Genomic DNA, 3,559 nt, shown 5'->3' on the forward strand with positions numbered 1-3,559 from the left:
CCCGAACCTCAACTGGAACCTGAGCGGGGCGCATCAGCCCGCCGACATCGACGAGACCATCGCCATCGCCGCCGAGGCCTTCGCCGAGACACCGGGGCCCGGCTGAGCTCAGACGCCGGATCTCAGGACGCCGTCCGGCGGCGCTGGTAGGCCTGACCGGCATAGAGCAGGAGGCCGAGGGCCAGCCCCGCAGCCAGGGCGACGCCCTGCGTCAGGGTCATGGTCGCCAGGATGCCGCCGCAACCCGCCAGAACCACGCCCACCATCAGCGGCGCCAGGGGCATCCGAAACCGCGCGGCGGGGGCGGCGCCGTATCCGTCGCGGGCGCGCAGCCGGACGACCGACAGCGCGACGCTGGCATAGACCAGCACGCGCGTCCCCACCGCCAGGACCACCAGCGACTGGAAGGTCCCCGAGAGCGCCAGGGCCGCCACCAGCGCCGAACTGACCACCACCGCCGTCGCCGGCGTGCCGTAGCGCTTGGAGCGCCCGCCGAACCAGGCGGCGATATCCCCCTGGTCGGCCAGGCCCTGAAGCAGTCGGGAGTTGGCCAGCAGCGACCCCGCCTTGCTGCCCACTACCGCCAGGATCGCCGTCACCGCGATCATCCACCAGCCGGCCGGGCCCATCACCACCTGGGCGGCGTCGGCCAGCGCGAGTTTGCTGTCGCTGAGCCCGTTGACCAGCCCGATCGCGACGGCATTGGCGCCCACCAGCAGCACCACGCCGGCCGCCAGCGAGATGACCAGGGCGCGGGGCACGTCCCGTTGCGGATTGCTGGCCTCGCCGGCCGGGATCGCCAGGTTCTCAAAGCCCGCATAGGAGAACATCGCCATGGTGGCCGCCGCGCCCAGCGCACTCCAGCCCGGCGCAGGACCCGGCGCAAGCGCCGCCGTGTCGAGCACGGGCGCCGCGAGCGCGATCAGCAGCACCACCGGCGCGACCTTGATCACCGCCAGCGCTGTGACCAGCCCGGCGTTGGCCCGCCCGCCGACGATCGAAAAGGCCGCGACCACGACGGTCATGACGCCGATGACCACGGCGCTGGGGCCCAGCCCCCATTCCAGGCCGGTCGTCACCTTCAGGAGCATGATCAGGGCGGAGAACATCGCCGCGGTCGACACCAGCCGCGACAGATAGAGCACCCAGCCCACCTCGAACCCCGCCAGCGGCCCATAGGCCGCGCGCACGTAAAGATAGGCCCCGCCGCTAACCTCGAACCGACTACCGACCTCCGCGAAGCAGAGCGCGATGGCGAACATCAGCACGCCCACCGCCAGCAGGACGAGCGGCGCCCAAGGGCCCACAACCGCGAAGTACTGCGCCGGCAGCAGGTAGAACCCCGCCCCGATGATGCTGTTGACGCCCACCGCCGCCAGGGCGATCGGCCCCATGGCGCGCCGCGGCGCAGGTGCGTCCGGGGTCACAACCGGGTCCGGTCCGCCAGCTCGGCGATCAGGTCAGGCATCTTCGCTGCCGGGCGGCATGCCATAGCGGTGATCGACTTTACCCAGCTGGAACGCCTCGCGCGACGCCAGGTGAAACTCTCGCTGGATCCGCGCCGTCCAGCGCAGGCGCGACTCGTCATCAAGGCCGTCGGATTCCTCGATCCAGCGGATCAGGGTCTCGATGAAGGGGCCGACATTGAGCCTGGAGGCGTAGTCCGCGCGGGCCTCGGCGCCCGGCGGCGCGTCCGGGCCCGGTGCGAACCAGCGCTCCCGCGTGTAGCCGGCGATGGCGGATGTGACCGCCGCGCCCCAATCGAGCGCCTCGACTCCGGCCTGGCTGTAGCGGAACACCAGCAGATAGGGCTCGGGCTGGACCCGCGCGGCCAACGCCATGCTGTAGAGCCGCGAGCCGTAGAAGTAGGTCGGCTCCCGCCAGACCTCGTGGATCTTGGTGAGCACCTTGTCGCGGATGGCGTCCAGCAGCGCCTGCTTCGAGGGAAACACGCGATAGACCAGGATTTTCGGCACGCCCGCCGCATCGGCCACGTCCTGCATGGTCGCCGTGCCGACGCCGCGCTCCAGAAAGACGCGACAGGCCGCCAGCAGAAAGGCTTCGCGACGCTCCACGATATTGACGCGCGGCTTGGACCCCCGGCCGGTCTTGGGGCGGGTTCCTGGAGTCAGGGCCGTATCGGTCAATTGTTTCTCCGTTGGGCGGATCCGAACGCCCGGTCGACTCAGCCCCCAGAACACGCCGGAGTCCACCTGAAGCCCGAATGAAACCACACCGTAGCATAAATTGACAGACGCTTCGGCCGCGCGCATCGTGACCCAGGGAAACAAGGGGTCGAAAGGCCTGAAGCCTTAGGGGAGGAGCCCACCATGGGACGTCGCAGACTGTTCGTGTCGGTCGCAATGCTGGCGCTCGCCGCGCCGATGAGCGCCATGGCGCAAGCCTCCGAGGATGTGGGCATCGCGGAGGTGGTGGTCACCGCCCAGAAGCGGGCTGAGAACGTTCAGGACGTGCCGATTTCGGTGACCGCCTTCAGCGGCGAAACGCTGAAGGCCGCGGGCGTGCAGGACATCCGCGATCTCCGCCGCCTGACCCCCAGCCTCTACCTGGCCACCTCGTCCAACACGAGCAACACGCGGATCATGATGCGCGGCATCGGCACCAGCGGGAACACCGCCGTGGAGCCCAGCGTCGCCGCCTTCGTGGATGGCGTCTACGTGCCCCGGATCGGCTCGCTTCTGGCAGGTCTGAACGACATCGGCTCCGTGGAAGTGCTGCGCGGTCCGCAGGGCACGCTGTTCGGCCGTAACGCCTCCATGGGCGCGGTGCTGATCCGCACCACAGCGCCGGGCGACGCCTTTGGCGGCGAAGCCACCGCCTCGATTGGCAACTATGGCCGCCAGCGGCTGGCGGTCTCCGCAGATCTGCCGGTGACCGAGGGCTTTCGGACCCGCATTTCGGCGCTCGCCTATACCAACGACGGTTATGACCGCAACGACCTGACCGGCAAGCGCATGGGCCGCAACGATGGCTTCTCGCTGCGCGGCACGACGGTCTGGGACATTACGCCTGAGGTCACCTGGTCGCTGCGCGGCGACTACCAGAACCTGAGCGGCGACGGCTACAACACCATCACGGTGGTCACCCGCTCGGTGACTCCAACGACGCTGGCCAACTGGATGACGCGCCTTGATCCGGACGGCGCGGGACCTGGCGTCGGCCTTCTCCCCTACACGTCCGACACCTACTCGCGGCGAGTTCGCCAGTCGACCGAGGGCGACCTTATTGACTACCAGACCGGCGTCGCCAGCGAACTGACCTGGAACATGGCCAACGGCTATCAGCTCAAGCTGATCAGCGGCTACCGCGACTGGAAAAACGTCCAGTACCAGGCCTCGAACGGCAACGTCCCGCTGGAACTCCAGCGCCGGACCACCAACGCCGACAGCCAGAACCACTCCCAGGAGCTGCAGCTGCTGTCGCCTGAGACCCTGCTGGACAACCGCCTGAGCTATGTGGCTGGGCTCTACTACTACGAGGAAGCCTACGACCTGGGGCAGAACATCGACCTGACGCGTGACTATTGCGAGGTGTTCAT

Annotated in this window: 3 protein-coding genes; 1 reads left to right on the plus strand and 2 read right to left on the minus strand. The window is 68.7% G+C overall.

Features of this window, described 5'->3' with window-relative positions:
- Positions 1-122: 122 nt before the first annotated feature.
- Both ACIQ3R_RS16480 and ACIQ3R_RS16485 read right to left on the minus strand, forming a co-directional pair.
- Positions 123-1,394 (minus strand): APC family permease, encoded by a 1,272-nt coding sequence (locus tag ACIQ3R_RS16480; RefSeq protein WP_397419940.1) that lies wholly within the window; start codon positions 1,392-1,394, stop codon positions 123-125.
- A 66-nt stretch (positions 1,395-1,460) separates the two neighbouring features.
- Complete coding sequence (locus tag ACIQ3R_RS16485) at positions 1,461-2,147, minus strand: TetR/AcrR family transcriptional regulator (RefSeq protein WP_397419941.1); 687 nt, start codon at positions 2,145-2,147, stop codon at positions 1,461-1,463.
- 183 nt (positions 2,148-2,330) lie between these two features.
- On the opposite strand from ACIQ3R_RS16485, the gene ACIQ3R_RS16490 reads away from it, so the two are divergent.
- On the plus strand, positions 2,331-3,559 hold a 1,229-nt coding region (locus ACIQ3R_RS16490; RefSeq protein WP_397419942.1), incomplete at its 3' end, for a TonB-dependent receptor.

Source organism: Phenylobacterium sp. (assembly GCF_044371015.1).
Classification (GTDB): Bacteria; Pseudomonadota; Alphaproteobacteria; order Caulobacterales; family Caulobacteraceae; genus Phenylobacterium.